The organism is Bdellovibrionales bacterium, assembly GCA_016716765.1.
GTDB lineage: Bacteria > Bdellovibrionota > Bdellovibrionia > Bdellovibrionales > UBA1609 > JADJVA01.
The window spans coordinates 840,696-865,628 of record JADJVA010000020.1 but is presented as its reverse complement, the minus strand read 5'-3'; the positions used below and the strand labels follow the sequence as shown (position 1 = coordinate 865,628).

Sequence of the window (24,933 nt, the reverse complement as noted above, 5' to 3'; positions counted from 1 at the left end):
TTTCGTCGAGGTTTTCAGGACCTTCGCAGGTGAAAATACAGCACTAAGGATGAGGAGCAGTCCTCGGTCGGTCAGACGAAAGAAGGATTGGCTAAGGGCGAGCCATTCCGATGTCGGGTCTATGGGTCTAGTCCCGTCCAAGTTCTCTGACGTTGATTCCATATTTTTTGATCTTTCGTAGGAGAGTGTTCTTAGGAATGTTGGCCTGCGCGACGGTTTTGTTTATTCTGCCGCTATTCGCTGAGAGAGCCGCAATAATAAACTCCCTTTCAGATTTTTCCTTGAAGCGATCGAAATCCAAAGGACCAGAATAGTAGCTCGGTAAATTAAATTGTGCACCGACGCCTACCGTCTCCGTCAAATTGCGAGTTGATTCTGGAAGGCTTGGTAAACTGATAGAAGGCCCATTTTCAATGATAAAAGCTCGCTCAATAACATTCTCAAGTTCTCGGATATTGCCCGGCCATTTATAAGCTTTGAGAGCAGCAAGGGCTTCAGGCTCTATTGCCTTGATATGACGATGCAAGCTGCGATTAAAACGTCGGATAAAAAAATCAACCAGCCCTTCAAGATCGTCAATACGATCCCTCAGGGGGGGGAGAAATAAGGGCATGACGTTCAGGCGATAAAAAAGATCCTCTCTAAAGCGACCTTCTTCAATCATTTTTTCCAAGTTTCGATTGGTTGCAGCTATAAATCTTGCGTTGGTTCTAATCTCTCTCGTGCCGCCAACGGGAACGAATTTTCTATCTTGTAGTACACGAAGCAGCTTCACTTGCATATCAGGTTTTAATTCTCCGATTTCATCCAAGAAAATTGTACCTTTATTTGCAAATTGAAATTTACCGATGGTTCTTTCAATCGCTCCCGTAAAGGCTCCCTTTTCGTGTCCAAAGAGTTCACTCTCCATCAAATTCTCGGGAATAGCTCCACAGTTGATGGTCACAAATTCACCGTGCTTGCGTGGTGAATTGTAATGAATAGCTCTCGCGACAAGCTCTTTTCCAGTTCCGTTCTCTCCGCGAATGAGAACTGTTGTATCTACTTTACTCAGACGACTGGTGAGATCAAAGATTTCTCTCATCTTATCGGAGGGGCCAACAAATTCGCTATCAACATCATCGTCAAAGATGGGATTCGAAAGCGCAATACTGGAAACCATTTCACGCGCCTCAATAGCCTTTTTTACTAGCTCCTTTAGTTTTTCTGGTTGAACTGGTTTTTCAAGATAATCATAAGCTCCGTTTTTGATTGCTTCGACGGCATCTTGAAGATTGCTATGAGCCGTCATAATGACAACGAAAGTGCGTGGGTCGTGCTTCTTTATCTCAGCCAATGCCGTGAGGCCATCCATTGCAGGCATTCTCACGTCCATTAAAACGAGATCATAATCTTGAGCTCTAATTTTATCTAAGGCCTCAAGACCATTGCTTGCCTCAGAAATACTGACGTTGAGTTCACTGAAACAGTCTTGAAGAATACCAGCAACGGTTTTGCGAAGTTCAGCTTCATCATCTACGATCAATGCTCTTATGCTATCAGTCACTTTTCTCTCCTTCAATTAATGATGAGTCTCTAAACCCAACATTTCACTCTCATCTAAGTTTTCGACCGGAAGCGAAAATTCAATCGAGGTTCCTTTGCCCAGTTCGCTCTCTAAGCGAATTGAACCACCATGGAGTTCAATAAAATACTTCACCAAATACAAACCAAGTCCAGTTCCCTTTGTGAGCAACTCCTGGTGCTGACCTCTGACAAACTTACCGAAAACCTTACTTTGTTCAGCGGGCGCTATCCCCACGCCGGTATCGGTGACGATGATTTGCACGACGTTATTCTCTTCCCGAGAAAAGATCAACACGGTCCCACCGCTGGGGGTGTACTTAATGGCGTTCTCGACCAAGTTAATTATCACTTCACGAATCAAAATACTATCGATTTCAATCAAAAACATTGGTTCCAATTTAGTATCAAGCCGAATAGATTTTTCAATAGCAAGTGGTTTCAATTGTTCAATAACTTGAAGAATGATTTCGTTAATATCTGATCCTTCTTTGCGCAGCTTAAAATCTGTGGACTCAACTCTAGAGATTTGAAGAATTTTTTCAATGTATTTGTGTAGCTCTGCACTCTCCAGTCGTAGAGAGACAAGGTCTTTCCGAAGAGTGCTGTCGAGATGAGTTGCTATGAGTCTGTCACAGATGGCTTGAATTTTAGCTATAGGTGTTTTCAAGTCGTGACTAAAAAGGCTGATAAAATTGTGTTTCATTTGGTCAACTTGAGTGAAGTAGATTTTTTCCTGTTCAAGTCTCCAATTTAGATTATCTTTCACGGATAAGTGATAACTCAGAAATGAAATGTAGGTTGCTCCTAACTGTACAAGAACTGCCTGAATAGGCACCCAGATGTAAAAGGTATCGAATATCCAAAGGGAGAAGGCTGTTGTGGTTGTGCCGAGCCAAACGGTAAAGACAAAGGCCACCGACTGTGGGTATGCAAATTGTATCCAGATTGCCACTAGCAATATGAACAGCAAATACACAAAGAGTGAGGACCTAGCGGGCTTTTGGATCCAGCGATGGTTGAATATGTTATCAACAAGTTCGGCCATGATTTCGGAACGATTGAGTTCGCCGACGGGAGTTCTATAGAGGTGACCTTCTGTGTCGCTTCCCCCTATGATGACTATTTTATTTCGAAAGAACTCCGGGGCAACCCGACCATTGATGATATCTCCAAAACTAACTCTGGGATAGGAACCAGGTTTCCCCTGAAAGTTAATCAGGTAGTTTTCTCCTGCAATAAACTGGATTTCTTTCGAATGCCTTAAGGCAAGCCTTGAAGCTAGACGTTGAGTTAAATGAGGTATTTGGACTAGCGATGAAGAAAAGTGTCTAATGACTCCATCTTCGTCAGCACGAAGTCGGTTGAGTCCTGTGCCTTGTGAAAAATTTTGCGAAAATGGGGGGTAGAGATTACGTCCCTCGCTGTCCTGACTTGCTGACCAGATGACTCTGTCATCTGAAAACACAGATTTTTCGGTGGGGTTTTGGTTCGATTCGCTGAGATTTTCCCCAAAATAAAAACTCACTCCAACAGCAAGAGGGTCACAAGAGAGAACCTTCGAAAGGAGTCGGTGCCAGGATCTTTCATTCCAAAAAAAGCTATCAGTCAGAGAAGTGATTTCTTTTAGTGGTCGAATGAGGTTGCGACTTCGTCCGTGAAAGTCTATCCATTCATTTTGATCTATTTCCAAAAGAACGATTTTGGGATGAACCTCTTGGATTCCACGAATATGGAATCTTAGATCATAGTTGGAGTTTTCGTCGAGCAATACAAAGGCCGTTCCTATTGCAAGGGATAGGATGATTCGGGTCCAAATAGCATTGCGTCTCCAGATGTAGCGACCCCAGAGCAAAACGCGCGCTCTGTAATTTCGAATCCAGCTTTGCGGCATATTAACGCTACGTATCAATAGTTTCGAAAGAAATCAATTGGTTAGATGAAGAAAGTTGATATTTTTCTGGCCATGGAAACGATCAGGGGTCTTCGTCAAATCCAGCCTCCGCTCAGAGGAGTTACGCTAACCATCGGAAATTTCGATGGCGTGCATTTGGGTCACAGAGCCCTTATTGCAGAGTGCATAAACGCATCGCGCCATAGCTCTTCCGCCTTGGTTGTTCTTACTTTTGATCCTCATCCTCTGGAAATTCTGCAGCCACAAGGCGATTTCCTCAGAATCTTTCCCAAAAGCGATCTTAAGGAGCAACTGGCATTGTTGGGAGTGAGCTATCTCGTTGTGGAGCCCTTTTCTGAGGAATTAGCTCGGATGGATCCTGAGGTATTTTGGAAAAATCGGATTCAAGCTTTTTTAGAACCCAGAGAAGTTGTTGTGGGCTACGACTTTGGCTTTGGTGCAGGGAGGGCGGGAAATCTCGACTTTTTGCGATCCATTTCTGCCAAGTATGGCTTTGATTTAAGCGTAGCTCCTCCCTTTAGGCATAAGGGTGATATTGTCTCAAGTACCCTAATTAGAAAGTTAATTGGTCTTGGGAAGGTGAGTGAGGTGAGGGAATTTTTGGGTCGATGTTTTGAGATCTCCGGTATTGTGATCAAGGGGCGCCAATTGGGGAGGCAATTTGGTTTTCCAACAGCAAATATGAGAAGCCCGGGAACGCTACTGCCGCTTTATGGGGTCTATCTCACTAAGATAAGTCTTTCCGATGGCCGAAGTTGGCCTTCGATTACGAACGTGGGGGATGCTCCCACGGTTGGGGACAAAGAATCTGGACCTCGTATTGAAACCCATATATTGGAAAATTTCAGTGGGGAGCTTTATAATCAAGAAGTGAGGGTTTCCTTTTATGAGTTTTATCGCCCAGAGAGGAAATTTTCCGATATTGAGGCGCTGAAAACACAGATGAGAATGGACGTTGAGGGGGCAAAGTTATTTTGGGAGGGCCAACAAAACAAATTTGGACTGAAATAGCCTTACATCCTCAGGATGAGAGGTGGAATCTTCTTTCAGCTGAACTCAATGAGGCTGGATGCAAGAATCAATATGAATCTGTTGTGGTTGATCCTGAATCCTTTGACTTAAAACTGAGCGAAGCCCTTAAAAAGTGCAGAGGAATTAGAATTGGCAGCCCCTTTGGCGAGCTGGTCACACGGTTCTTTCCTCATGAGCACGCGGGGATGATGAGTCTGGGCGCTGCCGATACGCTTCTTGAAACCGAAGGAAAATGGTGGACCTATTCCGCTATTTTTGGAGCCTTTCATCATGTATTGCGTCAGTATGGAGACGGATTGAATGTGGAAGCTTCTGCATTGATTGTGGGGTCGGGTGCTGCGGCAAGGGTGGCTATCTCTTCTTTGGTCAAAATTGGCTTTAGGGAATTTAAAATCACCAACCAATTCCTGGACCAGGGTTTGAGTTTGATAGCAGATCTAAAAAAGGCTTATTTTGGGGTGAATTTTTCTTTTACTCCGGTAAATCAACTGATCATGTTGCCTGGGACCAACAGCATCATGATCAATACGACTCCGGCCGGTCCCGAGAACGAGCTCATCCCAGAACTTCTTTACTTTAATTTTCTTGAGCCAGGTGGGGTTGTATGGGATCTCAATCTGACAGAGGAGACGAGTTTTCTGATAAACGAAGCCAAACAGATTGGAACCAAAGTTATTCATGGATTTGAAATAGCCAGCTGGGCCGATGTTATTTGGGCGGGCTGGACTTTTGGCGAGAAGCTCGACCGAGAAAAGTATTTAAGTAAACTGATAAATCTGTATAAAAAACCTTCTCTTGCCGTCCAAGAGGTCTCCGGCGAATCTTTTAAACAATAAGCCTTCAAAATTATCGCTGAAATCTCCGATATCATTTTCAAGATGTTGAGAGATTTAAGAGGGCTAGTGTGCAATTTGCAATTTTTTACTTCTTAATCCTCAAAATGAGTCATTTAGATCACACTGAGGAAGGTTTCAGATGAGTGCTGCAAGAAAGGGTCTGGGTGAGATCTTAGTTAAAGAAAGTCTGATTGATTATGATCAATTGGAACAAGCGAGAAAGGAGCAAAAAGCTTCTGGGGGAAGACTGACCTCGGCTCTGGTTCGACTCGGATATGTGGCGGAAAAAGATCTGGCAGAATTTCTGGGAAGGCAATTTGATGTGCCGACCATCGATCTTAACTCCTTTGAGATAGATCCTGAGGCCTTGAAAATGATTTCAGGACAGGTCTGTGAAAAGCACCACGTTATTCCTGTGACGATCGCTGGAAAAAACCTTGTTGTGGCATTTGCCGATCCATCAAATATTTTTGTGAAAGATGACTTAGCGCTTCTGACTCGTTGTAAAATCGACGTTGTCGTGGCCTCCGAGGTCTCGATTGCCAATGCCATCGATAAGTATTATCGAAGCACCTCTGCTCGGTTTGATAGCATCATGTCCGAAATTGCGGATGCAGATGAATCATTTGTGAGTTCCGGAGCGGCAGCCGAGGTGGTGGATCGTGAGTCAGAGGCCGGTGCGGGTCCCATTATTCGTTTTGTGAACGCAACATTGGCAGAGGCCATTAAATTGAAGGCCTCAGATATCCACATAGAACCCTATGAAAAGCGATTTCGCATTAGGTTTCGTATTGATGGAGTTCTTCACGAAAAGACTCAACCTCCACCGGGGACAGCGGCGGCCGTAGTGAGCCGAATCAAAATTATCAGTAAGATGGACATTGGAGAGAGACGGCGACCTCAGGACGGTCGCCTAAAGGTGCGAGTGAAGAGTGGCAAAGAAATCGATTTTCGGGTTAATAGCGTTCCGACTATTTACGGAGAAAAAATTGTGCTCCGTATCTTGGACAAATCAAATCTTCAGGTTGATATGACTAAGTTGGGAATGGATGACCACCAGCTCGGGCTTTTTCAGGAATCAATTCATCGACCTCAAGGGATGACACTTGTGACCGGACCTACAGGGAGCGGCAAGACAACGACTTTGTACTCAGCCCTGGCGGCTCTGAACGAACCAAAAAGAAACATTTCGACGGCCGAAGACCCTGTTGAGTTCAATCTTGACGGGATAAATCAGGTTCAAGTTCAGGGAGAAATTGGCGTTGGTTTTACGGAGATTTTAAGGGCTTTTCTTCGTCAAGATCCTGAAGTCATCATGTTGGGAGAGATTCGCGATTTGGAAACCGCAAATATTGCCTTCAAGGCAGCTTCCACGGGTCATTTGGTGCTGAGCACCCTTCATACAAATGACGCGCCGGCTTCAGTCGCTCGTCTCTTGGACATGGGGGTTCCCGGTTTCATGGTGGCTGAGGCGATCACCTTAATTATTGCCCAACGACTGATGAGAAAAATTTGCACTTCCTGCAAGACAGATATCCGCGTGGCACCTGAGGTTTTGATTTCATTGGGTGTTAAGCCCGAAGAGATTGATGCATTTAAAGATTTGAAAAAGGGCGAAGGATGTGGAGAATGTAATGGCACGGGGCTCAAGGGTCGAGTGGCAATTTATGAGATGATGCCCATGACCCTCGCCTTGAAGGAGTCTGTTTTGAAAGGTGCGACTCCGTTTGAGATGAAAAAGGCAGCTGTCGCTGATGGCATGCTGACTCTCCGAGCAAGTGCGCTTAGAAAGTTGCAAATGGGTTTGACTACAGTTCAGGAAGTTATCAATTCTTCCGTCGGAGACCAAAAATGATTACACTTCACCAGTTGCTCAAGGCAGCGGTTAAGCAGGGGGCCTCAGATCTGCATCTTGTTGTTGGATCGCCACCAGTTTTGCGAATAGATGGGAGAATCGTCCGGGTCAAGACTCGTGATCTTTCAGGAGAGGACACGCGAAGGCTGTGTTATTCCATTTTAACGGATTTACAGAAGAGCAGTTTTGAGGAACAAAGGGAAATTGATTTTAGTTTTGGAATCAAAAACATGGCTCGCTTTCGCGGAAATCTCTTTTTTCAACGTGGAGCTGTTTCTGGCGTTTTTAGAAGAATTCCGTTGGAAATTCCTGATCTCCGTATGTTGTCTCTTCCGCCAGTCATTGAGAAGGTAACCAATTTTCCTTCTGGAATTGTATTGGTGACGGGCCCTACGGGGTCGGGCAAATCAACGACAATTGCGGCTCTTGTTGACAAAGTGAATCGTGAGCGTCGCGGGCATATTATTTCTATCGAAGATCCGATCGAGTACGTTCATAGCCATAAGAACTGCATTGTGAGCCAGCGAGAAGTGGGCCATGATACTCATGGCTATAAGAACGCCCTCAAGGCAATATTGAGGCAGGATCTTGATGTTTGCTTGTTGGGTGAAATGAGAGACTTGGAGACCATTGAAGCGGCTTTGCTCATTGCTGAAACTGGTCACTTGGTTTTTGCAACCCTTCACACAAATTCAGCTTTGCAGACAATCAATCGAATCGTTTCAGTTTTTCCCTCCGAACAACAGGCAAGAATTCGGGTGCAATTGAGTTTTACCCTTAACGCCATTGTGAGCCAGCGCCTGGTCCCTGGAAATAAGGGAGGGGTTGTTCCAGTCGTCGAATTTTTATTGATGAATACGACAATTCGGAATTTGGTCAGGGAAGGTAAGCTTCATCAGATCTATGGCATGATGCAGGTTGGACAGGAGAAATCAGGAATGGTGACCCTAAATCAATCCCTGATGAATTTTATTCTCAAAAGAAAAATAGACATTCGCAGTGCATTTTCGGTCACAGCCGATCCTGAGGAACTTGATAAATTATTAAAACAGGCTGGCATTTAAAAGCAGCGATTGGGTGTTAGATTATGCCAATTTATATATTTCAAGCGAAGTCCACTGATGGGAAGTTCGTTAAGGGTGAGGTCGAGGCACTTAACGAAGCTGAGGCCCGGGTAAAAATACGCGCTCAAAAAATGATTCCGATCAAGATCACTGCTCGAGGAGGCTTAAATAAGGAGTTAAAGAAGTTTGCTCTTTTTAAGGATTCTGTCAGTCGAAAAGATCTTCAGATATTTACTCGCCAGCTAGCCGTGCTTATCGGGGCGGGAGTTCCTGTCGTGCAAAGTCTTGAGGCCATGATTCAAGGAGCGAGGAGTCCAGCATTAGGTCGAGTTCTTGAAAAGGTTGTGGAAGATGTTGAAAAAGGAAAGCCGCTGGCCCAAGCCATGGGAGTTCACGGTCATGTTTTTGACCGAATGTATGTCAATTTGATTACGGCGGGAGAGGAAGGCGGTATGCTCGATGGAGTCCTCAATCGCCTTGCGGAATACATTGAAAAATCAGTCAAAATGAAGGGAAAAATTGTAGGCGCATTGTGGTATCCAGGAGCCATTGTCGTCGTCGCAACAGGGGTCATTGTTGGAATTCTCGTATTTGTGATTCCACAGTTTGTCGCAATGTTCGAGGGAATGGGTCAGGAATTACCCACGCTCACACAATGGGTAATTAATGCCAGCAAGATGGTTCAGAAATATTGGTACTTGGTCATTGCGGTTGTGGTCGGAATCCCCCTGTCCTTAAAGACATATTATGCCACAGAAAACGGACGAAAGATTCTCGACGCCTTTATTCTTGACGTACCTATCTTTGGTGACTTGATTCTTAAGGGTTCTATCGCTCGATTCACTCGAACGTTGTCAACCCTATTGCAAGCAGGGGTACGAATCATGGACTCACTTGAGATTGCGGCCAACACGGCCGGCAATTGGATCATTGAAAATGCCATTCAGAAAGCAAAGACATCTGTGAGCAAAGGGAAAACCCTCGCCGAGCCACTCAAACAAGAAAAATATATGCCTAACATGGTTGTTCAAATGATTTCGGTGGGAGAGCAGACCGGAAACTTGGACACGATGTTGGGGAAAATTGCCGATTTCTATGAGGATGAGGTAGACCAAGCAGCCAATACATTAACGAGTATGATTGAGCCGTTACTGATGGTCTTTTTGGGTGGAATCATTGCCGTCCTCGTTGTTGCCATGTACTTGCCAATTTTTAATATGGCTAACGTTGTCGGAGACAAATAATCATGACAACTCTCAATTTGGTAACCAGCATTTCGGGCACCAGTCCAATGGGATTGGATAACGAAAAGCGACGTTTACTGATGATTGAAGCCTGTCGGGTTTTATTTCTCGTTGCGATCTTGCTGGTTGCACTCGTCTTTCAATCAACGCAAGGACCTTTCATCAGTCTTGACGTGTGGCTTCCGTTTTATTTATTGTTGTTTTTTTCGTTTTCATTTAATGCGATCTACATACATTTTTTTGATAGCGCAGGAAAATGGCATGGTTTTTTTAATGCCAGTCTCTTTGGTTTTGATGCCTTATTTGTAACAGTGCTCATCTATTTTACCGGCACGAGTCAGTCGGTATTTCTTTTTCTTTACCTTGTGAACATCATTCTCTGTGGCTTGGTTTTTCAGAGGAAGGGAGCTCTCCTTTTGGCTCTTTGGACCTCTATTCTTTTTAGTTTTCTAATGATCATTGGGCCATCTATCCAAGGTCAAACACTCTATTTTGCAGTAGGATTGAACAATATCGCCTTTTATGCCGTGGCATTTTTAGGTGGGATATTGAGTGAGCAATTGAATTTCATGGGTTCTGAGTTGGCGGAGCGACAGAGAGATATTGAGGTGCTCCGCGATCTCAATCAGATGATTGTAGACAATATGGCAACGGGACTTTTACAACTGGTCTCGATGGAATTGTTAGTCAAGTTAATCAGGCCGCGATTGGGATACTCGAAGACCGTGATTTGTTGAACAAATCAATTTTCTCTATTTTTCCAGATTTAAATAGTGATTTTAGTTTGTTCGCACTTCAACAAGAGCAAAACACGAATAATCGTTTTGAAGTTGAATACAAAAATTATCGAGGAGAAAAATCCACAATTGAGATAACCCTTGGATTTTTGCGTAATGCCGACAGTGTTATCCTTGGTTATGTTTTTACATTTCAAGATTTGACTCAAATTAAAAAAATTGAGTACGCGATGAGGCAGCAAGAAAAAATGGCTGCCGTCGGTCAGCTTGCGGCTGGAATCGCGCATGAGATCCGAAATCCTTTGGCAAGCATCAGTGGGAGTATTCAGCTTTTATCAACCTCCAATTTCGCTTCTTCTACTGAAGATAAAAAATTAATGAGCATCGTTCTCAAGGAAATCGACAGACTGAATGATTTAATTACGGAGTTTTTGGACTACGTGAGACCTCACGCTCGGATCGAGGATCCGATAAATCTGAATCAACTCATTCAGGAAATATCTGATTTTGTAGGAAATGGGACTCTTTCGCGCGTTCCCGTCAGGCGGGATCTCGTGCTTAAGAGCGGTCGATTGATCTATGGGCACAGAGACAAACTTCGTCAGGCCTTACTTAACATCGTTATTAATGCCTACCAGGCGATGGGAGAGGTGAGCGAGCCAGTTTTGAAAATTGAAACGAAGGATCTCGATCTTGTCCAACGAGTTCAACTGAGAATTGAGGACAATGGTTGTGGAATTGCAGAGTCAAATCGCGGAAGAATTTTTGAACCGTTTCACACGACAAAACCAGGTGGCACAGGATTGGGCCTTGCTATCGCACACAAAATTCTTGATAGTCATGGGGCAACGATCAGCGTGGAATCCACTCCGAAGAAGGGGACCTCTTTTATCATAGAATTTCCCAGTCCTGATACCCAAGGGGAGAAACCCCGTTTGCGCATAGCCTGAAGAGGTCTTCCTTCTGGTCCTCTGTCGAGTCCACCTGTCCGGACTTTATTGTTAAATGTTGTAAAGAGCAGGTTTACGTAAGAAAATGGGAAACAAACTGGAAGAGGGATCAGGGAATGAAACCGAGAATTTTAGTTGTGGACGATGAGGAATCAATTCGCGAATTTCTGGACATCATGCTTCGAAAAGAGGGCTACGAAGTCACCTGTGCCGAAGATGGACAGAAAGCTCTGGAGATTCTCAAGAAAAAAGCGATCGACATGGTGATCTCTGATTTGCAGATGCCAAATCTGACTGGAATTGAGCTGCTGCGCCAAGTGAAGGATCAGTTCCCCGACATGTTGTTTATGATGATCACGGCCTTTGGATCTACGGAAAATGCCGTAGAGGCAATGAAATTGGGGGCCTATGATTATTTGACGAAGCCATTCAAAATTGACGAAGTAAGAATCAACATAGCAAACGCTTTGCGCAGCAAAAATCTTGAAGTTGAGAATCGCGTTCTAAAAAAGGAGCTGACCCGGGAGTTTAGTTTTCAAAGTGTGGTGGGAAACTCGGATGCCATGCACCGAATATTTGAGATGGTGCGCCGGGTTTCATCTACGCCCACGAACATTTTGGTTACTGGCGAAAGCGGAACAGGTAAGGAAATGGTAGCCAAAGCGATCCATTACAATGGACCCTTAAAGGACAAGGCTTTTGTGACCATCAACTGTGGCGCAATTCCCGAATCTCTCATGGAATCAGAAATGTTTGGACACAAGAAGGGCTCCTTTACGGGGGCTGTTGTCGACAAAGCGGGATTATTCGAAGTCGCCGACGGTGGGACCCTATTTCTTGATGAGGTGGGGGAGCTTCCTCCGTCTATTCAGGTCAAGCTTCTCCGCGCCATTCAAGAGCGAGTCATTCGCCGGGTCGGAGGTATTGACGACACCAAGGTAGATGTACGAATCATTGCGGCAACCAACAGAGATCTTGAGGAAATGGTGAGCACCGGTGATTTTCGTCAAGATCTGTTTTACCGTTTGAATGTCATAAATATTAGAATGCCAGCCTTGAGGGAGCGTGCCGGTGATATTCCTCTTCTAGCGAACCACTTTTTAGCAAAGTATAACGAGAGATTGACCAAATCCATAAACGGTATCAGCGCAGAAGCGATGGATATGCTCAAGAAATATCAATATCCTGGAAACGTACGCGAGTTAGAAAACATTATTGAAAGAACAGTCGCACTTGAGGGCGGAGCGACGATTTTGCCCGAGTCTCTCCCTCCTTTTGTGAACACCCCGAACGGTCGAAAATTGGCATCGAGCCATGAAATCGAGATCACTGAAGATGGGATAGAACTGGACAAAATTATAGGACAGATCGAAAAGGAGCTCTTGGTCAAAGCCATCCATGCGGCCAATGGTGTCAAGAAGAGGGCTGCTCGACTGCTCAATATCACCTTTCGTTCGATGCGCTATCGGGTAGAGAAATACAATCTCGGAACAATCTCCGATGACGAAATCGATGAAGAAGCAGCAGGGTGACAGGTTTTTGCACGATGGCACAAATGTGGTCTTAACTTTGATTCAAAATCAGTATATGAAGTGAAAACCCTCCCAAAGCCGGGCGCTGAGTGGAGTAGAAGTTGACCACGTAGCTCAGTTGGATAGAGCAGCAGTTTCCTAAACTGCAGGTCGCAAGTTCAATCCTTGCCGTGGTCACCATGTACTTATCTTTCAAATGTCTCAAAAATAATGCGCATAGTCTAAAATCATCATTGTTCAACGATCATGGTTTTTAGAAAATTGGGAAAATCCTTTTCCATTGCAATCCAAAACCGATGGAATAGAAAGAAAGGAGTGGCCCCCTCAGACTTCGTGAATTCAACAAGATCTTCCGGTAGTAGTTCTTTCAGTTTTGGATCATCTATTACGGCTTCGTACTGCTGTAATCCGATTCGGCCGAAGAAAATCCTGTCCTCTGGATTTAAAAACAGCGAGCCGAAGGCCCCGAGTTGATCAATCATACTTACAAGGCTATTCCTTATTTCCGCTGACGCTCTTTTAAATTCCGGAAGAACAGATTTTCCATCGACGTCCAGACGCAATTCAGAAAGAAGCTTTCCGATGAAATCAGTTCGTGACTTGATGATCTCGACCAAACGATTGTCCACAAAGAAGCCCTCGATTGCGTGAGCCCCTATGTCATGAAAAAATCCCTTTCCCTTTTGTGAAATGGGAATTTGACCATCATGAATGAAGTTTCCTAGATAATCTGTCAGTGAATTGGTGACTTCTGGAATTTCATAAACCGAAATGGCAATTCGCCTTGGATCTTCAGGGTGAAGTCCAGAATTGAATCTCGAGATAGCGCCATTTAGCTCCCTAGCGTCTGGAACTGTCAGAGTGAAATCGTCGAGCAGTTCAAAACCAAAGAAAGCCGCCTCCTTTTTTCCTAATAAGAAAATGTTGGCACGAAGATCCGGAACCAAGTCACCGACCTTTTCATCAATTTCGCTTTTGAGATCAAACCATGGTCCCTTACGTTTAACGATCAGCCGCTTTCCGCCATGAACTCCGGGTCGAGAATCAACCACGTCAAAGGCCAGGCTCTGGAAATTTCTCAAGTCGTCACTTGTGGAGAGGCTTGCCGTACGCTCTCGAGCAGAAATTTGACCTGCTCCTAACAGCTGCTCACATTTGCTCGCGCCTGCAAAGCTTGCCTGCACGAACGTCGCCGAAGTAAGAATCAAGATGAGGTGGCGAATGCCGGCAGTGACTCGTTCAATCATGTGCAATCCTCCAAAGACATCTCCACTCACATGCGACGCAACAAGCGTGCCAACCTCAAAAGAACTGACTATTTTGATCCATCATTCTTTGAATTCTCATCGAGCCGTCAATACCCTTTGAAATTTGATCACTTATTGTGCCGAAATTCTTGACACCCAATAGTCAAATTTCTGCTGGACGTGGACGTGGACGTGGACGGCCCCTGGATGGGCAGTGGTGCTGAAATGTGAGAGCTATTTTATTAATTTTAGATTAATCAAAGTGATAGCTCAGTGAAAAGGCTGGGTAGATGATGGCGCGTGAGTTACTAATGAGTGTGTAGGTGGTTGAATTCGAGAGTTCTTCACTAAAAGCAGCGGAGTAATAAATCAGATGCATTCCGGCTCGAAGGCGTTCAAACAATTCGGGCCGGTAGCCTAACTCAAATTTATAACTACTCCCTCGCCATTCGAGGGGAGTTGATCCCGTATCGTAGGTTGCTTTGGCTTGGAGGTTATAGGTAAAAAACATTGCCCAAGCCTTGTTTTTATCAATGTAATAGCCAAACCGGGGTCCCATTTCAGTCAGACTAAAGCTTGTTTCTGTGCTGCCATTGTTGTCGCCCAGATTGAGAATTGAATAGCCCCAGCCGATTGTAAACTGTCCTTTGTTTGCAAGATCCAGGTTCAAAGAAAGGTCTGCAAACATTCTGGTGCTAGTGGAATCACTGGAATTGCTAAAGCTGTCCGAGAGGTAAAAAAGATTGGTGTCCATTGAAAAGGCATGTGCCCGATCAGAAGATAGAATCGCAGCCAGCAAAAGCAGAGGGCTCAGAGAGCGCATGGAGTGTTCCTTTGATGCTTTGTTTTACATTGATTTTTCGGAGTTTTTTGGCTTTTGGTTAATGTCTGAAATGCCTTCAATTCCAATACCAAAAAAGGCCTGGAATCCGCCCAATTTTTCCCGATCAAAGCCATAGTAACCGCCCAGTATAAATGTCAAAGGCAGCTGGTAGGCGACAGTGGTAGAGATTTTGAGTTCCCCTCCCGCACCCCAGAACGGCTTACTCAAACTAGACTGGACATATCCGCCCGCACCTTGATCAAAGGCACCTCCATCCACAGAAACGGCATCAACAAAAAGGGTGGCGTTGAGATCTTTAAAGAACAAAGGGAAAAGCCCTTTTCCTCGATAAATGTCGGCCAGCGGAAAGCGATATTCAAAATTTCCATTTATAATTTTGCGGCCGACGAAGGTCGTGGAAGGGTAGCCACGCATGAGAAACGAACTCGTTACTAGGCTTGCAATGTAATTGGCACCCACGGTCTTGTCGCCCAAGGGGACCACTCGAGCCCACGGCATATCGGGAGCAAAAGCACCTCTCAATTGAGTCACGAAGCTGTGGTTGGGTGGGAGGACTTTTGAAATGACTTGGTTCCAGGAAAAAGAAGACCTGCCGTAATCAATATAATTGGATCTTTCTAAGTATTCCGTATGAGCCAGAGAAATTTGGGTGTTGTAGTTTCCAGCGAGATCTTCGGGGCTAGGTTCATTTGACTCTTCAGTGTCAGGCGAAAAAGTCGAATAGGAAAGAAATGTCGAAGGGCCTTCCCGCTTAAGGTGAGCGTTTGGACTTGATGTTTCGATGTGGGAGTATCCAAGGCCACCGCGAAAGCGATCGCTCAAAAAGGGGAGATAAAAACCTGCATTGGTGCCTGCAGATCGGTTGGTCAAAGTGAGATCGTAACCTGACAAATATTGCTGGCTTTCAGCGTAGCTGAGGGTCCAGTCAATGGGGAGGGTTCTGTTGAGGTATGAAAATCCATAGCTGGGCTTTCTTGTCACAGAATCATAAGAAGCATCTAAACCATAAGAGTGCTTGCCCAAGGGGTCGCCTGCTGAGGTGCTTCCTTGTATCAAGACCCCTCCCTCCACAGGGTAAAGAAATGGAATCCAATATCGAGGGTAGAGGTAAGGCCAGGAGGAAAATTCACTTTCGCTCATCTTTACATCTTTTAGCTTGGGTCCCTCTGGAGGGGACTTCCAATGTTGTGTGATCAGGGGCTCAATTTTTGGGATTGAGTTACTTGGCAGAAAAGGAGTGCCAAATAATTTGGGTCCGTCTTTAGCCAGCTGGCTATAAATCAATTCGTTGGTTACGGAATCAAACTCCCCATTGAGAACTTCCGTTTTGGAATTCGTCAATGGTTTTCCATCAGTTAGATTGCTATTGGCCAAGTACAAGTTACTCACGCCACTGCGATCTGATACAACCAGGAGCCCCTTCTTTGTTGAGCGAGGCTGGCGAACGGGCATGAGATTTTTTAGAACAGTGCGAGGTTCAGATTCATTTAGCTTGAGAGCCATTAGTCCTGTATCGCCGTTTGAATTATGAACACCAAAGATGATTTCGTTCGGTCCCAAAAATTGAGGTCGGGAAACTCGGGACAGAATTCTCTTTGGCTTAAATAGGGTCTTAACTTTGCTGTCGGCCAAATTCAAAATGGAAATTTGTGAGGTTGCAGCGCCACTTTGCACAAAGACCACTTGCTGTCCATTTGGGCTCACTTCAGGTTCGGAGGCCCTGAGGCCCTGAGTGAGTCGCCTCGACTTTTTGCTGGCGAGGTCGTAATGATAAAGATCACGGTAGCGATAGTGTCGCTTATAGATCTTAGATTGATCATAGATGATCCCACTTGAATCAGGGAGCCAAGAGATACGACTGGTTCCGGCGGATTTGAGTAAAAGCTGAAAGGGTTTTGTTGAAAAACTCTCCTTCGCCCCTGGGTTCCTTTCAATGAGTCGAATCTGCCCGCTCTGTTTTGGGACAAAAGCGAGATAAGCGAGATATTTTTGATTCGGAGAAATGACGGGGCTGTGTTGGCCAGATCCAGCGTGATGAAATGGGACCTCCTTTGCCAAAGGTCCCTTCGATATTTTGGAGGCTTCTTTGGCCACCTTTTGTTCGATCTCTTGATAAAGCTCAGACAGGATTTCTTGATAGGTTTTTTTTGTCTGATCTTGCAAGGGGCTGTTGAGGAGAAATGGCACACGTTGAGAGTATCTTTGCAGAAGGGCGGACGGCACCACCACTCCCGATTCTTGAATGATCTTGTTCCAGACAAGGGAGCCAAAGAGATAGGGACGCTGTCCAAATGGCCAGCTAGGAATATCTGAGGCGTTAATTCGATCGATGCTCTCAGAATTGAGTTGGTCGCTGAGGACGAGATTTCTGAGGCTGGCTCCGTATTGAGGCGATCTGAGTCGTCCATGTTGAGTAAAGCGAGTTTCCATTTCGACCGCAAGGCCTTCCAGCCACCACGAGGGTAGAATAGCTGTCGGATGAATGATTGAACCAAAAACATACTTGAAGGGACGATAAAAGCCATTGCTTGGTTCAAAAGACAAAATATGGGTGTATTCATGGATCATCAATTCGCTAGCCCAGTTGTCGTAGTATCCAATCGAGTCAAGATCATCGGGCAAGACCGGAAATACAGTGATCATCGGAAAAGGAAAAAATCCAGCAAATCCGTTTGCAAAATCAGTCGAGTCGTTGATGAGAATATGAGTCTTAGCAGGGTATTCCTTAAATATGGGCTGGAGAAAGAAGTGAGCTCGTTCAGCCTGCCAGGCAAAAAGTCTAGCGACTTCGTTCAGATTGCTGTCAAAAATAACCTTGAAGTGGTCCGTTTCAAGGACCTGCCATTTTATTTTTGGATCAACACTGCTGGCCAGAGAAGAAGAAAAATTGAAAATCAATAAGGAGACAGAGACAAAAAATCGAATTCGCTGTTGCATAGAAACATTGCACCATTGTCGCCAATTGCGAGCAACGAAAAAAAGTGGGATGTCGGTCACTGCGTTTGGCTTGGTGCGAGCAGTCTCAAGTGGGCCAGATAACTATTTGTTTTAATTGAATTAATTTATATATAATGGAAAGGCGCAACTTTTATTCAAGGGGTGTGTTTCCAGACAGACCTCTGTGGCTGGTATTCACAAAGGATAGGGTTTATGAGTCAACAGAGTGATGACGAGCTAATGGTCCAAATCGGAAAGGGCGATCAGCGTGCATTTGGACGTCTATTTGAACGTCATAGTGGAAAAACTTTGGGTTACGCTTGTCGGTTGATTGGTGATCGAGAAAGGGCTGAGGACGTGGCTCAAGAGGTGTGGTTAAAAGTTGTGAAAGCGGCTGAGAGATACGAGGGCACTGGAAATTTTATCGCCTGGATATATACGCTCACTCGTCACACTTGCTTGAATATGATTCGAGATCAACGGCGACTGTTTGAAGCCTTAGCGAGTGAGGGAGAGTCAGAGAGTTTTGAAATTCCAGATCGCAGAGAACTTGAGGAGACGATCATGAATATGGCAGAGGTTGAGCGAGTAAAAAAGGAAATTGATCAGCTGCCGGATTCACAGAGATTGGTTCTGGTGGCTTGGTTGACGGAGGATTTGAGTTATGATGAATTGGCCGCTCATATGAGTATTTCGGTTCCTTCACTCAAATCGCTTTTGTTTCGTGCGCGGAGAAATCTGATACTTGCTTTGGGGGTGTCGGGATGAAAAAATGGGACTCAGTCATTTCCGAAAAACCGAGTCGCGATCATCAGAATCGTGTGATGAGTTTTGTTGGACCCGAACTTCAAGAATTGAAGAAGAAGTATCGCCGGGAATTTCTGAAACAGATATTCGCAACAGGTGCTGTCTGGTCTTCTCTTGTGGCCTTAGCGGTGAGCCTTTTCTTTTTGCCTAGGTTACGGAAGTGGGACCCGGTAAAGCCAATGTTGTCTGTCATCCCAAAAGGAGATGACATTGATATGTTAGCTGAGTTGGACTTGCTCGAAGATTTGGATTTTTTAGATGCTTTGGAACTTTTGGAACAAACTCCCGAATTGGATGAGGTGTAATGATGGAAGGCTTATTGGTAAAATTGGAGACGCAGAACAAACAGAACGTCGACCCAGAGCTTCTTCGCAATTTAGATATGCTGATGGAAATGGACATGCTTGAGAACGAGGAAGACATGTCCATGATCGAGGAAAACGAAAATGAGGAGATGAATGATGAATCGACGTAATTTTATCTCGATAGCCATGAGGGGTTTGGTAGGTTCCGGTCCTGTCATCTGGACTTTGTCAGCTTTGGCCGAGGAGGAATCTTCGGGGGACAATGTCCAACCGCCCGAGCCGTCCTCTGGAGGGGCTGCTTCAGAAGGGAAAGCTCGGTGGGAAACATTGACTCCAGAGCAGCAGCAAAAGGTTCAGGAGCGATGGGAGAAATTTAAATCTCTGCCTCCCGAAAGGAAGCAGAGAATTCTACGTGCTTGGCACCGCTATCGCAGATTTTCTCCAGAGCGTCGTCAACAGATGAAGAGCCGATGGCGACGTTTCCAGCAAATGTCTCCGGAGCAGAAACAGCGATTTCGTCAGAGATTTAAAAAGTGGAAAGCCCTATCTCCTGGTAAGCGTCGTGAACTCAGGCAGAGATTCATTGAGCGGCGAAAGGGAAGCATCGGAGGCCTGGAGGGCTTATCGAACAAAAATCCCCAAAGCGGGGAATAACCATGACAAATGAGCGAAGCCGTAAGCGAGCACCTGGAAACAGAAAGGAGGCAGATGGATTTTTTTGTACTTTGACGCTGGTCCTGGTGATTGTCGCGGCGACCACTTTTCCAGTAAAAATTTTTGGAGAAAGTAAGAAAGAAGTTAAGGAGGACGATTTTTTTGCCTTTGAGAAAATGATGGAGCCGCCGCCAAACCTCCTTTTTTTGAGTGCAACAGGAAGTGGCGAAGGAAATAGTTCATTCAGTATTGATGCCGACTTTCATTTGGCCAATGACTATCGCCTCTTGTTGGGCTCGTCGAGCCATCGAAATCGCCTAGAGGAAGAGTCTTTTAGGAGTGGATCGATCTATCTTGGTGTCTCCTCCGATCCCTTGGATGAATACATCATGTCTCTGCAAATTGAATACTGGGGGAAGCGCGGGGAGATCAGTCGTCGTGGCCTGCTGGCTGGAATTGAGCGAGTCGGTAAGAATTGGAATTTTCGGCTAGGTATTGGGGTCCGTAATATTAATTTGAGCAGTGAGAGTGCTTCATCTGAAGAGGCAGAAGTGAGAATTATAAGTCCGTTGGCGGAGCTATCTATTGAATATATCGGCTGGACTCCTTGGCTCGTTCGAGTAAATGGAGAAAAATTTAACTACGACAGGGACATGAGTCTTCTCTCTGATGATCGCGTTAGCCAGATGTTTTCATCTGAAACAATGGCACTGGCCTCCAACTTTACGACCCATGGAGGTTCACTGGAGTTGGGCCGACGTTTTCGGAAGGTCTATTTAGGAGCAGAAGTGGGCCAGAACCTTTCTGCCGTGGATGCTTCAATCTCAAAAAATTTCACTTTGATAGGGACCTATGAAATCTCACGAAAGTGGGGAATTCAGGTTTTGGCCGGGAGATCCACTTTTCCAGATAGTGAAGGGGCAGATCCTGCTCGATATTTGCGAGTGGGGTGCAGTTATTCATTTGCCGAAAATGGGCTCTAGTCGTCCTGAAGTGACAAAAATTGTTCACAAAAGTTTGTCCCTCTTGTCTAAAACAGACGAGATCAATCATCGAAGAGTTTGACGTATCCGGCATACCCCAATTTCTTTGGCACCACCTTTGCTCGGATTTTGGGTGGGCGAGAATTATCTCCGTGGCTTCACTCCATGGGGCGTTTTTGGTCCTTCATTGCCTTGTATTATAGAAATTTGAGCTAATCGGGAGAGTATATGAAGAGAATGAAATCAATAAAGCCTTATTCGATTGAGCTGGCAACTGTGGTTGTGGTTACGGCATCTCTGATTGTAGCCTGCGGAAGAAACGTGAATAACGGCGGTTTTAGACCCAGGAAAAATGGGACATCAACTCTCGGTATAGATCCCGGAAAGCCAGGACCAGGTAGCTTTGCGAAATTAGCACCTGAGCAAAAGACTGTACGTCTCCGCCAGATTATTGCCAAAGTATTGATGCAAAAAAGTGAAGCTGAGGTAAATGATCTTGAGGGACTTCATCGTCTGTTGCCAGAATCCGCTGCCGAGATTATTCTTGGAGTTTCAGCAGAGCTGGGCAAAGCGGGCTCATCAGTTGATGTGCAAAGAGATGGCGCTGTTTCAAGTGTTGAATCAGCAGCAGGTGAGAGCCTTATGCGATCGAATGTTTCTGCTGTGATTGGTCCTCAATCAGAGGCCAGATCAGTCCTCGGTCTCCAGGAGAATTTAACCCGGATAAGAATTACATGAAAGTCGAGTCAGAGGGTGTAGAGTTTCGTTCCGCTTGTTATGAAAGTTGCGATAATCTGATAGTGTTGATATCGAAGGACAACACCCATGCAGGTTTTCTCTTTAAAATTGATAGGCCGACGGGAGCTGGCCAACTTGTTTCTTCCACGTTGGGATCGGGGTTTCGAACATTTGAAGAGGCGAAGAAGCTAGTTGCAGACAAAATGGGAGTGGCTCGAACCATCGTTGAACCGGTTGTTCCGCCAAATCCAGAAACTCCGGTTATTCCTCCTGTTGAAGATACGCAAGGAGGCGATAGCGCTGATTCGGCCCAGTCACAAACTTCTGATGATCGAACTGGCGAAATGGATCCAGCACCAGCTGAAGATATAACAGGGGCTCCGCCACCGCCATCTCCAGTTACCGACAAAGCAGGGACTCCGTCAGATGACAAAGAGGCAGAAACTCCTCCGTCGCCTGGCGATCAGGATAAGACAGAGGGGGAGCCTCCAGCAACCCAAGCTGCCGATCCGGTAGCGCCATCATCAGGATCATCATCCAAAAGTGGAGAAGGTGAGCCAGCTATTGTACCTACACCAGCGGATCAAGGTGAGAAGAAGGCTTCGAACAGGACAAAGTACGGCGTGATCTATAGCAGCCCTGTGCCAACGACGCCTCAGCCTGAAGGAACTGCGACTGAACCCGCTCGGCCGTCTGCTGACGGGAATCCTAGTGACCTTGCGGATGCATCGGAGCAGCCAAAACCAGAGGAACCAAAAAAGCCAGAAGAGCCAGCAAAGCCAGAGGAACCAAAAAAACCAAAAGACCGACCAAAACCAGAGCAAAATCTCCAGGCGAAACCACCTTTTATTGTTTCAGAAACATGGGATAAAATGAAGGCTTTTGCACGTCAAGGAATCCAGGCAATCATTGCATCTATTCCAAAAAGCCAGATGGGCGGAGATTTTGAGCATTCACTTGCGGTTTACACATCTCTGACTGGCAGAGATTCGAACAAATTGAGTGATGCAGACAAGAAGGCTTTTCTTGAGCTGTTCCAGCTACACTACCATGACACTTTTGCTCTCCGAGTTCCGTTCTTTCAGATAAGCCTTGATCGAACTTCGAATCCCGCCAAACTTGGAGTTGATTTGGCTATCTCTGGAAATGGCATTGATTTGAAAAAGCGTTCAGATGAGGGTATGAATGTCGCTCTCGAAGACGAGATTCTCAAGGGGAAAACGATGACCATGGATATCAAGGATATCAATGGGTCGTCTGATGATGTCAGAATTTCAATGAGATGTATAAGCAATTGCAAAGAAGTAGTTGCTGAGATTTGGTTTGGCGAGAATAGTGAGACCAACAGTTTTAACCTCAGGTCGGCGGGCCTCTATAAATTTGCCGAAACTGGTGGGAAAGGTGACCCGATGAATCTGATCTATTCGACTTCGGGGTCTTCATGGACCAGTCGTCGGTTTGATTCCCTGATTAATTTTGAAACTACCGCCAATGATTGTGTGGCTAAGGTCGGCAAAGTTAAAGATTGTCCTGCCGCAACTGAACCTGCCGGATCAAAAGTGCTGGACTCAGCGAAATTATGCGAAATCGATAATGCTCGGCTTTTAAAACAGAAGGAAATTTGTTCCAAAGGATTTAAGGATTCTGTCTCTGCGGGCTTTCTGGAAATCTATAAAGGCCTAGCGAAGAATCGGGGAACAGAACCAGCGCAGAAGTTAGTACCACCGTCGGTGCCAGCGGCAGATTCAAAGCCAAAAATCGCCCCCCGCCAAACATCACCACCAACGGCGACTACTCCACAATCAACAAAACGAGTAGGCCCGAGGAGTCCGCAACTTCATCGTCCTGGAGGAGATCTTAAAGCGGGACAGGGGAGAAGAGTGCCACCGCGAATTGCCAAATAGGAGGCCGTTCGCCTTTTAAGCAGGCTGCCGTGAGTTGACGCGCCGGTAGTGGGCGAGGTCCCAATGTCCGTAGATTTTCTTTTGTAGCATTTCGGTGAGTTCTTCTTCGAGTTCGCGGTGGAAATCGGCCAAATATTGGGTTGGAATGTGACCTCTGCTGACGAGTCTGCAGGCGAAGTCTTCAATGACTCGATTGATCAGATCTCCTTCTGTCTCAGCGTCATCAGTATAATTATTTAAATGATTTTCCAAACAGACATAAAGCAGGTCATGTTCTGGTCTTAGCATTCTTGTCGCCCCGTTTGATAAGTGTGGGTTGTCTTTCTGCTCATTCAGCTTATCGGAAAATAAAAATTGAACCTATATTGGGTTGTTGTCAGTTCAATACTTTGGACAGTAGAATCCAGACCATGAAGGCGCTGAACCTAATAGAATTTAAAGATATTGTCGAGATGCTCAGGTCTTTGATTGGGTCTCGTTTGCAAAAAGTCTATTCGGGACCTAAAGATCTTGTTCTAGAACTGTACATCCAAGGACGAGAACGCTGGATATGGATCGATTTGGCAGCCACTCGACCCTTTGTGGCGGTCTTGGATGAGAGGCCACATTATCTTCCAAAAATTAAAAAACCGACAAGCCTTTTTCTACATGCACACGCTTTGAATCGTTCTCTCGCAAAGGTAGATTGGATGGAAGGGGCCGGTCGGGTTCTCCGGCTTGTATTTGGAAATGAGATCGCAGCAGGCAACTGTGAATTGGAGGTTCGTCTGTTTCCGCACGGGCAAAATGTGGGGGTTTCCTGTGGTGATAAAAAAATATGGTGGAGCAAGCCTAAGGATTTAGTCATTTCTGACAGTGAGGAAGCGGTGGTCGATCAAAATAAAAGAGGTCACTCAGAGCTAAGAGCAGCATGGGTGGAGGATCGCCCCGATCTCTTTATCCGCTACTCTCGAAGGGATTCAGTATTGGAAGACAAAGCACTGCTGACTCAGCAGCAGCCATTGAATCAAGGGGCGAATCAAATAGAGGTAAATTTAGAAATTGAAAAGCGAAGAAAGATTGTCGCCAAGATTCGCCTCGAGATTGAGAATAAATTGGAGGCCCCCTGGGCGCAGTTGGGGGAGTGGCTGAAGGTTCATCAGAATCTTTCGGTCCCTACAGAATGGGTAAAATTTATTGATCAGGAAAAAACCTTGGCTGAAAACATTGGTAAGTGTTTCAAAAAGGCAAAGGAAACACAAATTAAATTGTTAGGGACTCAAGAGAGGCTAACTCAAATCGTGGGCGAGATAAGGGAGTTGGAGTCTGGGAATACGGGAAGCTTTTTGGGAGAGAAAAATAGACCCTTAAATGGAAAAGGCAACAGCAACAGGAATCTCAAAGAGCCTGGTAGCGAAAGAATAAGAGTTCGAAAACGCCAAGTTGGAAATCGGTGGTTAGCTTATGTCGGGCGATCCGCGCGAGACAATTTGAGTCTACTGAGAAAGGCGAGAGCTTGGGATCTATGGCTTCACTTGAGGGATTTTCCCGGCAGTTTCTGCATTGTTCATCGAAACAAGGAAGAGGTTGTCACAGATGTCTTCCTCAAAGAGGCAGCGCAGTGGATTGCTCAGGAGAATTTTGGAGCCAAGGCCTCAGAGAGAAAGGGAGAGAAATTGGCTGTGGCGGTGGCAGAATGTCGCTATGTGCGACCGATCAAGGGTGATACTCTCGGAAGAGTGACCTATAGAAATGCGCGCCATCTGGAGATCGTGTTTCAGTAGTTAGTGAATTTTTTAGGCCTGCA

General features: G+C 45.5%; 22 protein-coding genes and 1 tRNA gene. 17 read left to right on the top strand and 6 right to left on the bottom strand.

All coding sequences use genetic code 11. The annotated features are described in order from the left end of the window. Window positions 1-127 precede the first annotated feature (127 nt). Window positions 128-1,546, bottom strand: a complete 1,419-nt coding sequence (locus IPL83_12725) for a sigma-54-dependent Fis family transcriptional regulator (GenBank protein MBK9040006.1) — start codon at window positions 1,544-1,546, stop codon at window positions 128-130. 15 nt (window positions 1,547-1,561) lie between these two features. Continuing rightward, complete coding sequence (locus IPL83_12720; protein ID MBK9040005.1) at window positions 1,562-3,457, bottom strand: CHASE2 domain-containing protein; 1,896 nt, start codon at window positions 3,455-3,457, stop codon at window positions 1,562-1,564. 45 nt (window positions 3,458-3,502) lie between these two features. Between IPL83_12720 and IPL83_12715 the strand changes: the two genes are divergently transcribed. From IPL83_12715 to IPL83_12675, 9 genes are all read left to right on the top strand, one after another. Next, entirely contained in the window at window positions 3,503-4,489 is a 987-nt protein-coding gene (locus IPL83_12715; protein ID MBK9040004.1) for a bifunctional riboflavin kinase/FAD synthetase, read from the top strand. Next, on the top strand, window positions 4,453-5,346 hold the full coding sequence (locus tag IPL83_12710) for a hypothetical protein (GenBank protein MBK9040003.1): 894 nt from the start codon (window positions 4,453-4,455) through the stop codon (window positions 5,344-5,346). Before IPL83_12715 ends, IPL83_12710 begins: the two co-directional genes overlap by 37 nt. Window positions 5,347-5,485: 139 nt before the next feature. Beyond that, entirely contained in the window at window positions 5,486-7,201 is a 1,716-nt protein-coding gene (pilB, locus tag IPL83_12705) for a type IV-A pilus assembly ATPase PilB (GenBank protein MBK9040002.1), read from the top strand. Next, window positions 7,198-8,265 carry a type IV pilus twitching motility protein PilT gene (locus IPL83_12700; protein MBK9040001.1) on the top strand — a complete coding sequence of 356 codons (1,068 nt, stop codon included), beginning with the start codon at window positions 7,198-7,200 and terminating at the stop codon, window positions 8,263-8,265. Before pilB ends, IPL83_12700 begins: the two co-directional genes overlap by 4 nt. A gap of 23 nt (window positions 8,266-8,288) precedes the next feature. Beyond that, window positions 8,289-9,509 (top strand): type II secretion system F family protein, encoded by a 1,221-nt coding sequence (locus IPL83_12695; protein MBK9040000.1) that lies wholly within the window; start codon window positions 8,289-8,291, stop codon window positions 9,507-9,509. A 2-nt stretch (window positions 9,510-9,511) separates the two neighbouring features. After that, the gene (locus IPL83_12690) at window positions 9,512-10,246 is read left to right on the top strand and encodes a hypothetical protein (protein MBK9039999.1); all 735 of its coding nucleotides are present in this window, start codon (window positions 9,512-9,514) and stop codon (window positions 10,244-10,246) included. Beyond that, the gene (locus tag IPL83_12685; protein ID MBK9039998.1) at window positions 10,243-11,196 is read left to right on the top strand and encodes a hypothetical protein; all 954 of its coding nucleotides are present in this window, start codon (window positions 10,243-10,245) and stop codon (window positions 11,194-11,196) included. The genes IPL83_12690 and IPL83_12685 overlap by 4 nt, the downstream gene beginning before the upstream one ends. Before the next feature lie 116 nt (window positions 11,197-11,312). Next, window positions 11,313-12,728, top strand: coding sequence for a sigma-54-dependent Fis family transcriptional regulator (locus tag IPL83_12680; protein MBK9039997.1), 1,416 nt, complete (start codon window positions 11,313-11,315; stop codon window positions 12,726-12,728). Window positions 12,729-12,831: 103 nt separating this feature from the next. After that, window positions 12,832-12,908: transfer RNA gene (locus IPL83_12675), tRNA-Arg, on the top strand. A gap of 50 nt (window positions 12,909-12,958) precedes the next feature. On the opposite strand, the gene IPL83_12670 is transcribed toward IPL83_12675, so the two are convergent. The 3 genes from IPL83_12670 to IPL83_12660 all read right to left on the bottom strand — a co-directional run bounded on the left by IPL83_12670 (window position 12,959) and on the right by IPL83_12660 (window position 17,756). Next, window positions 12,959-13,975 (bottom strand): hypothetical protein, encoded by a 1,017-nt coding sequence (locus IPL83_12670; GenBank protein MBK9039996.1) that lies wholly within the window; start codon window positions 13,973-13,975, stop codon window positions 12,959-12,961. 253 nt (window positions 13,976-14,228) lie between these two features. Then, window positions 14,229-14,798, bottom strand: a complete 570-nt coding sequence (locus IPL83_12665; GenBank protein ID MBK9039995.1) for a hypothetical protein — start codon at window positions 14,796-14,798, stop codon at window positions 14,229-14,231. A 24-nt stretch (window positions 14,799-14,822) separates the two neighbouring features. Further along, the gene (locus tag IPL83_12660; GenBank protein ID MBK9039994.1) at window positions 14,823-17,756 is read right to left on the bottom strand and encodes a hypothetical protein; all 2,934 of its coding nucleotides are present in this window, start codon (window positions 17,754-17,756) and stop codon (window positions 14,823-14,825) included. A 213-nt stretch (window positions 17,757-17,969) separates the two neighbouring features. On the opposite strand from IPL83_12660, the gene IPL83_12655 reads away from it, so the two are divergent. The 7 genes from IPL83_12655 (at window position 17,970) to IPL83_12625 (ending at window position 23,147) form a co-directional block, all read left to right on the top strand. Further along, the gene (locus tag IPL83_12655) at window positions 17,970-18,524 is read left to right on the top strand and encodes an RNA polymerase sigma factor (protein ID MBK9039993.1); all 555 of its coding nucleotides are present in this window, start codon (window positions 17,970-17,972) and stop codon (window positions 18,522-18,524) included. Further along, the gene (locus IPL83_12650; protein ID MBK9039992.1) at window positions 18,521-18,868 is read left to right on the top strand and encodes a hypothetical protein; all 348 of its coding nucleotides are present in this window, start codon (window positions 18,521-18,523) and stop codon (window positions 18,866-18,868) included. The genes IPL83_12655 and IPL83_12650 overlap by 4 nt, the downstream gene beginning before the upstream one ends. Beyond that, complete coding sequence (locus IPL83_12645; GenBank protein MBK9039991.1) at window positions 18,868-19,038, top strand: hypothetical protein; 171 nt, start codon at window positions 18,868-18,870, stop codon at window positions 19,036-19,038. The genes IPL83_12650 and IPL83_12645 overlap by 1 nt, the downstream gene beginning before the upstream one ends. Then, window positions 19,022-19,522 (top strand): DUF3106 domain-containing protein, encoded by a 501-nt coding sequence (locus IPL83_12640; protein ID MBK9039990.1) that lies wholly within the window; start codon window positions 19,022-19,024, stop codon window positions 19,520-19,522. Before IPL83_12645 ends, IPL83_12640 begins: the two co-directional genes overlap by 17 nt. A 2-nt stretch (window positions 19,523-19,524) precedes the next feature. Beyond that, window positions 19,525-20,505, top strand: coding sequence for a hypothetical protein (locus IPL83_12635; GenBank protein MBK9039989.1), 981 nt, complete (start codon window positions 19,525-19,527; stop codon window positions 20,503-20,505). Between the two features lie 228 nt (window positions 20,506-20,733). Continuing rightward, window positions 20,734-21,243: a hypothetical protein gene (locus tag IPL83_12630; GenBank protein MBK9039988.1), complete on the top strand. Its 510-nt coding sequence runs from the start codon at window positions 20,734-20,736 to the stop codon at window positions 21,241-21,243. After that, window positions 21,240-23,147: a hypothetical protein gene (locus tag IPL83_12625; GenBank protein ID MBK9039987.1), complete on the top strand. Its 1,908-nt coding sequence runs from the start codon at window positions 21,240-21,242 to the stop codon at window positions 23,145-23,147. Before IPL83_12630 ends, IPL83_12625 begins: the two co-directional genes overlap by 4 nt. A gap of 15 nt (window positions 23,148-23,162) precedes the next feature. Here the strand turns inward: IPL83_12625 and IPL83_12620 are convergent, their stop codons facing one another. After that, window positions 23,163-23,435 carry a hypothetical protein gene (locus IPL83_12620; protein MBK9039986.1) on the bottom strand — a complete coding sequence of 91 codons (273 nt, stop codon included), beginning with the start codon at window positions 23,433-23,435 and terminating at the stop codon, window positions 23,163-23,165. 122 nt (window positions 23,436-23,557) lie between these two features. Between IPL83_12620 and IPL83_12615 the strand changes: the two genes are divergently transcribed. Beyond that, a complete protein-coding gene (locus tag IPL83_12615) occupies window positions 23,558-24,910 on the top strand; it encodes a hypothetical protein (GenBank protein MBK9039985.1) in 1,353 nt (450 codons plus the stop codon). Window positions 24,911-24,933: the final 23 nt, after the last annotated feature.